Below are 6,859 nucleotides of genomic sequence, written 5' to 3'. Positions count from 1 at the left end.
GACGGCGCAAGACAAGGCCAACGGCTTCGTGAGAACGAGCTTCACGGCCGCCGCTGAAGGCGCCACCATCGCGGTGACCGCTGTCATCGTGGACACCGCTGGCAACAGCAGTGCTCCAGGCACCGACAGCGCCAAGATCGACACGACACCACCAGCGCTCGACCTCGACGCCGACAACTCCAGTGGCGTCACAGGCACGGGCTATGTCACCAGCTACACCGAAGGCGCCGCGCCCGTCCGCTTGTCGGATGTGGACATCAGCCTGTCCAGCTCACACCCGACCCAACTGACGGGCGCCACCATCACACTCACCAATGCCCAGGCCGGTGATGTGCTGTCGGTGCTCAACGCATTGTCCACGGGCATCACGGCCACCGTGGTGGGCAGCACCGTCACCCTGAGCGGCACGGCGTCCCTGTCCGACTACCAGACCGCCATCCGCGACATCGGTTTCTCCAGCACCTCGAAAAACCCCTCCACGGCGGACCGCACGGTCGAAGTCACTGTCACCGATGGCAGCAGCCTGAGCAACACCGCCCTGACTACCGTGCAGTTCACTGCTGTGAACGATGCGCCGGTGGTCGGCAACACCACCGGCTACGTTTCAGAAGAAGGCCTGCCTGGCGGCCTGAAGGACAGCAACGGCAACAACGACAACACCGACAGCGCCACGGTCAGCGGCAAGATCACCATGAGTGATGCAGACTCGACCATCACGTCAGTGACCTTGACCGCGCCAACCGAGCCTGTGATTGCCGCCAACGGTCAAGCGGTCGTCTGGACCAGCGATGGCAACGGCGGATTGATCGGCAAAGATGGCAGCGCCGCTGGTGCCAACACCGTGTTCACCGTCTCGATCGACAACGCGGGCAACTACAGCGCCCAGTTGCTGGCGCCGCTTCACCACAGTGCGCAGGGCGAAGACGTCTTGAACCTGAGCTTTGGCATCACCGCCAGCGATGGGGCCAAAACGGGCCAAGGCAACCTGACCATCCAGGTGCAAGACGACGCCCCCGGCGTGTTGGGCCAGGTCACCGATTCGGTGGTTACCATCAACACCAACCTGCTCATCACGCTGGACGTGTCCGGCAGCATGAACGATGTCATCAATGGCACGCAAACGCGTCTGGAGCTGGCCGTGGCGTCCATCAAGACCTTGCTGGACAAATACGACCAAATCGGTGACGTGGCCGTGCGCCTGGTGACCTTCTCTGGCACCGCGCAAGCCTTGGGCAGCACCTGGCTCACCGTCAGCGCGGCCAAGGACCTGCTGGCGTTGATCAAGGCCAGCGGCGGTACCAACTACGACTATGGTTTGAGCGCGGCTGAAACCGCCTTCAACACTGCGGTCGGCAAGCTGGCAGGTGCGCAGAACGTGGGTTACTTCTTCTCGGACGGCAACCCGACGCTGTCCAGCGACCGCCCTAATCCTGAGAGCAACAATGGCAGCCAGACCAACACCAACCTCGGTGATGGCATCGACACCTCCGAAGAGGCCGATTGGGTCAAGTTCCTCAACGACAACCAGATCAAGTCCTACGCCATTGGCCTGGGCGCTGGTGTTTCGGCCACTTACCTCAACCCCATCGCCCACGATGGCCAAGCGGGTCAGAACCTCAATGGGACTGTGGTCAGCAACCTCAGCCAGTTGGACGCGGTCTTGTCCGGCACGGTCAAGGAGGCTGCGGTCGGCAAGCTGTTCACGGCGGGCTCCGTCATGTCCCTGCCCGGTGGCGCCGATGGCTTCGCGCACGTGGACAGCATCACCATCGATGGCCGTGTGTACACCTACGATGCGGCCAACCCGGTGATCACGGCGGCCACCAGCGTAGGCAGCCTGACCTTGAACATGGACACCGGCGAATACACCTATGCCGCACCAGGCGGGCAGGGGGTGGCCGGTTTGACCGAAACCTTCACCTATTCACTGGCCGATGGCGACGGCGACACCACCTCATCGACCTTGACGATCCGTGTCGAAGCCACCAACGTACAAGCGGGCACCACCGCGATCGACACTTTCAACGGCACTTCAGGCGCAGACATCCTGATGGGCCGCGAAGGCAACGACATCATGAACGGTGGCCTGGGCGATGACCGCCTTTATGGCAATGCCGGGAACGACGTCCTCAATGGCGGTGATGGCCAGGACACCCTCAACGGTGGTTTGGGCAACGACACCCTTAACGGTGGCAATGGCAACGACATCCTCGTCGGTGGTCCGGGCAGCGATGCCCTGACCGGTGGCCTGGGCTCCGACACCTTTGCCTGGCACTTCGCCGACCCTGGCGTGGCCACCACCTCGGGCCGTGCCGTCGATACCATCAAGGACTTCAGCGTCGCGCCCGTGGCCGATGGTGGCGATGTGCTCGACCTGCGCGACCTGCTGCAAGGCGAGAACACCACCGGCGGCAGCGGCAACCTGCACAACTACCTGGATTTCGACACGTCGACCGCGGGCACGACGGTGGTGCACGTCAGTGCCACCGGTGGTTTCACCAACGGCACCTACACGGCTGGGCAGGAAACGCAGCGCATCGTCCTGGAGGGCGTCAATATCCGCACCGACATGGGCCTGGCCGCCAACGCCACCGACGATCAGATCATCGTCAAACTGCTGCAGCAGAACAAGTTGTTGGTTGACGGCTGATCAGGGCAGTGCCAGGGCCGCTGTGATGGCGGCCCCATGAAAAAAGCCACGCTTGATGAGCGTGGCTTTTTGCTGTGCGGGACCAACCCGGTTCAGCGGAACTTGGCTTGTGGCACCGTCTTCAAGTCGCTGGGCAGGCCACCGATGTAATGCGCCAGCAATTTCAGCTCGGGCAAGGTGAACATCTTGGCTTGGGCCACCATGATCGGGTTGCCGCGGCCAATCGGGCCTTTGCTGTCCGTTTGGTAGGACTTCAGGGCCACGAACAAATAGTCTTCGTACTGGCCTGCCAGCTTGGGATAGACGTCAATTGGCTTGTTCAAACCAGCGCCATGGCAGGAGGCGCAGTTGCCCTTTTTAAGCAGGGCGTCAATTTCAGCATTGAGCGCTACGCTCTTGCCAGCGTGGGGGGGCAGATTCTTGCCACTGCCTTCGTAATAAACCGAAATGTCGGCGATGTCCTGATCGGTCAGGGAAGCTGCGATGCTGCGCATGGTGGGGTGCTTGCGCTCGCCCTTTTTGTAGGCGTTCAGGGCCGAGGCGATGTACTTGGCGCTCTGGCCCGAAATCATCGGCACGCGGTGCACTTCAGGGAAGCTGGCCTGGTAGCCCACGATGCCGTGGCAGCCAATGCACATGGCCACCTTCTTCTGCGCCGCGACCGGATCACCTGGCTTGGTCTCCTGGGCATGCGCGGCCCCAGTCAGCAGGCCTGCAATCGCAAGGCTCAGGGAACAAATCAAGGAAGGCAGTGTTTTCATGGTTCTGGCGGGGAAAATGCGGGCAGGTGAAAAAACACGAATCGAATCATTATAGAGAGCGACCTATACTGCGAATGAAGGATCAACCCGGTTGAGCAATCACATGAAGTTTCAAGGCACGGACCAATACGTCGCAACAGACGACCTCAAACTGGCGGTCAACGCCGCGCTGACGCTTCAGCGCCCTCTGCTGATCAAGGGCGAGCCCGGCACCGGCAAGACCATGCTGGCCGAAGAAGTCGCGCAAGCGCTGGGCATGCCACTGTTGCAATGGCACATCAAATCGACCACCAAGGCGCAGCAAGGCCTCTACGAATACGACGCCGTCAGCCGCCTGCGCGACAGCCAGTTGGGCGAAGAAAAGGTCAAGGACATCCACAACTACATCATCAAGGGTGTGTTGTGGCAGGCGTTCGACGCCGACCAGCGGGTCGCCTTGCTGATCGACGAAATCGACAAGGCCGACATCGAATTCCCGAACGACCTCCTGCGTGAAATCGACCGCATGGTGTTCTACGTGTACGAGACGCGCCAGCTGGTCAAGGCCAAGCACCGGCCACTGGTCATCATCACGTCGAACAACGAGAAAGACCTGCCCGACGCTTTCCTGCGCCGCTGCTTCTTCCATTACATCCGCTTCCCTGATGCGATCACGATGAAGAAGATCGTGGACGTGCATTTTCCGGGCATCAAGCAGGATTTGCTGGCGTCGGCCATGCGCCATTTTTACGAGGTGCGCAACCTGCCTGGCCTTAAGAAAAAGCCCAGTACCTCCGAGTTGATTGACTGGCTCAAGCTGCTGTTGGCCGAAGACATCCCGCTGGAAGTGCTGCAAAGCAAGGACGATAAGGCCAGCGTGCCGCCTTTGGTGGGCGCCTTGCTCAAGAACGAGCAAGACCTCAGCTTGTTCGAGCGCCTGGTGGCCATGGCCCGCAACAACCGCTGATCAATCCAGCCAGTGCTGATCAGGCGGCGGCCACGCGGTCTGGCGCGCTGACCACCTTGTTGCGGCCTTCGGCCTTGGCTTGGTACAGCGCATCGTCTGCACGGCGCAGCAACGAGGCCAGTGCTTCCAGCGAATCATTGGCGGTGGCCAGCCCGGTGCTGATGGTGACCGTGATGGTTTCGTCGGCCCAGGGGATGTTGATCTGGCTGATGGCGTGGCGCAAGCGCTCGGCGGCCAGCAAGGCTCCATCGTGCAGCGTGTGGGGTAGCAGGACGCAGAATTCTTCGCCGCCAAACCGGGCCACCCGGTCCACCTCGCGCGCTTGCGCCTGAAGGGCCTGCGACACCGCGCAGAGCACCGCGTCACCGGCAGCGTGGCCAAGCCGGTCATTGATGCGTTTGAAATGATCGATGTCCACCATCAGCACGGTGAAAGGCTCGCCAAAACGGTGCAGGCGCTGGGCCTCGCGGTCCAGCAAATATTCGATGGCACGGCGGTTCAGCAGGCCGGTCAGCGCGTCGTGGTGGGACAGGTGTTCCAGGCGCCGCACCAACCGGGTTACCACGATGTACCCCAAGACGAAGGCCGACAAAATCGACACCGTGACGCTGGTGAGCACCATCCCCACTTGGGCCTGTTGGGCATTGTCCAACAGCCAGGGCCAGACCACACCGGGCAGCAACTCGCTCATGGCCAGCCCCGCAAACATCAGGGCCACGCTGGTCAGCAGCGCCGAGTGCACCCAGGCCGTGCCGACCTGGAACTCGGTGCGCAGGGGGGCAAAGCATTCGCGAGCCGTGCTCAGCATCACCCAGCCGATGACTGCGCTGCAGACCACGACGCCGGCGACCCGCCAGCCCATCGGCAGGCACAAACCCAGGCAAAACAAGGTGGCGCCCAACCCCAGGATCAGGTGGGATCCGTCGGTATGCCGCAATTTCAAGAAGGCTTGCAAGCCGCGTCGCATTGACACGGCGCCATGCACCACCAGCACGCAGGCCAGCAGCGCCAAGGCGGTCTCTGGCCACCCATCGGTCAACATCATGCAGGCCAGCGCCAGGCCATTGCACAGGCTGGCCACCAACCAATGCATCGCGGCTTTGCGTGACAGGCCAAGCCAAGTGCCCGCAGCCCACCACATCAAGGTGGTGAGGCCGTGCGTCAACAGCACAAAAGCCAAAAGCAGGTGGCGTACTTCCATGATCAGACCTTAACGGGCCTCTATCCCGTTCTGGTTACAGGGGCAACCCTGAAGGGCTAAAACACGCCATGCCTCTGCACGGCGCCAGTTACAGGCCAAAATAGGTGGCAATTCGCAGGACTTCATATGCTCATCGACTTCTTCTTCGCGTTGCGTTCAGCTCGGCTGCCGGTCACCATTCCGGAGTACCTCAGTTTGCTGGAGGCCATCAAGCTTGATGTGATCGAGCCATCGGTGGATGAGTTCTACCACCTGGCGCGAATGTCACTTGTAAAGAATGAGACCCACTTCGATAAATTTGACCGGGCCTTTTCCACCTATTTCAGGGGTGCGAGCGCCTCATTCGACCTGACCCGTGAAATACCTCTCGAATGGCTGCGCAAGCGATTCGAGCGCGAACTGAGTGCGGCTGACAAAGCCGCCATCGAAGCGATGGGCTGGGACAAGCTCATGGACCGCCTCAAAGAGCTGTTCGAAGAACAGAAAGAGCGCCACGAAGGCGGTAACAAATGGATCGGCACGGGCGGTACCTCGCCCTTCGGCGCGCACGGCTACAACCCCGAAGGCATCCGCATCGGGCAAGACAAATCCCGTAACCGCAGCGCAGTCAAGGTTTGGGACAAGCGTGAGTTCAAGGATTACGACGACACGGTCGAGCTGGACACGCGCAACATCAAGGTGGCCCTGCGGCGCCTGCGCAAGTTCGCGCGCCAGGGCGCGGCCGAAGAGTTCGCGCTGGACGCCACCATCCAGGCCACCGCCGCCAATGCCGGCATGCTGGACATCAAGATGGTGCCCGAGCGGCACAACACCGTCAAAGTGCTGCTGTTGATGGACGTGGGCGGATCGATGGACGACCACATCCACCGGATCGAAGAGATGTTCTCGGCCGCCAAGAGCGAGTTTAAGCACCTGGAGTTTTATTACTTCCACAACTGCATCTACGACTACATGTGGAAGGACAACCACCGGCGGTTTTCCGAAAAAATCCCCACCTGGGACATCATCCGCAAGTACAACAAGGACTACAAGCTGATCTTCGTGGGCGATGCCACCATGAGCCCCTATGAGATCCTGCAGGCGGGCGGCAGCGTTGAGTACAACAACGAAGAGGCTGGCGCCGAATGGATCCAGCGCCTCACGCACGCCTTTCCGCACCACGCCTGGATCAACCCGGAACCTGCCGGTGTGTGGGGCTACCGTCAGAGCATTTCGATCATGCAGCAACTGGTGGGCAACCGAATGTTTCCTCTGAGCCTGCAAGGGCTGGAAGGCGCGATGCGGTTGCTGAGCAAATGATT

5 protein-coding genes are annotated in these 6,859 nt (G+C 61.1%); 3 read left to right on the top strand and 2 right to left on the bottom strand.

Annotated elements, in window-relative coordinates:
- Nucleotides 1–2,650: type I secretion C-terminal target domain-containing protein (locus tag H7225_RS14090; protein ID WP_290662875.1), on the top strand; the 2,650-nt coding region annotated here is incomplete at its 5' end.
- Between the two features lie 92 nt (nt 2,651–2,742).
- Here the strand turns inward: H7225_RS14090 and H7225_RS14085 are convergent.
- On the bottom strand, nt 2,743–3,411 hold the full coding sequence (locus H7225_RS14085; protein WP_290662873.1) for a c-type cytochrome: 669 nt from the start codon (nt 3,409–3,411) through the stop codon (nt 2,743–2,745).
- Nucleotides 3,412–3,514: 103 nt separating this feature from the next.
- Between H7225_RS14085 and H7225_RS14080 the strand changes: the two genes are divergently transcribed.
- Nucleotides 3,515–4,357, top strand: a complete 843-nt coding sequence (locus H7225_RS14080; protein WP_290662871.1) for a MoxR family ATPase — start codon at nt 3,515–3,517, stop codon at nt 4,355–4,357.
- A gap of 19 nt (nt 4,358–4,376) precedes the next feature.
- On the opposite strand, the gene H7225_RS14075 is transcribed toward H7225_RS14080, so the two are convergent.
- Nucleotides 4,377–5,558, bottom strand: coding sequence for a diguanylate cyclase (locus tag H7225_RS14075; protein WP_290662869.1), 1,182 nt, complete (start codon nt 5,556–5,558; stop codon nt 4,377–4,379).
- A 126-nt stretch (nt 5,559–5,684) separates the two neighbouring features.
- Here H7225_RS14075 and H7225_RS14070 point away from each other — a divergent pair, with 126 nt between their 5' ends.
- Nucleotides 5,685–6,857: a VWA domain-containing protein gene (locus H7225_RS14070; protein ID WP_290662867.1), complete on the top strand. Its 1,173-nt coding sequence runs from the start codon at nt 5,685–5,687 to the stop codon at nt 6,855–6,857.
- The last annotated feature ends 2 nt before the right edge of the window (nt 6,858–6,859 follow it).

The organism is Aquabacterium sp. (assembly GCF_014378415.1).
Taxonomy (GTDB): domain Bacteria; phylum Pseudomonadota; class Gammaproteobacteria; order Burkholderiales; family Burkholderiaceae_C; genus Aquabacterium.
The sequence above is the reverse complement of the archived record's forward strand: the minus strand, read 5'-3'. Positions and strand labels throughout refer to the sequence as shown.

Bases quoted from the DNA above. Each gene is read 5' to 3' on its own strand.
- H7225_RS14080 (WP_290662871.1), top strand. From the start codon at position 3,515: ATGAAGTTTCAAGGCACGGACCAATACGTCGCAACAGACGACCTCAAA.
- H7225_RS14070 (WP_290662867.1), top strand. From the start codon at position 5,685: ATGCTCATCGACTTCTTCTTCGCGTTGCGTTCAGCTCGGCTGCCGGTC.
- H7225_RS14085 (WP_290662873.1), bottom strand. From the start codon at position 3,411: ATGAAAACACTGCCTTCCTTGATTTGTTCCCTGAGCCTTGCGATTGCA.
- H7225_RS14075 (WP_290662869.1), bottom strand. From the start codon at position 5,558: ATGGAAGTACGCCACCTGCTTTTGGCTTTTGTGCTGTTGACGCACGGC.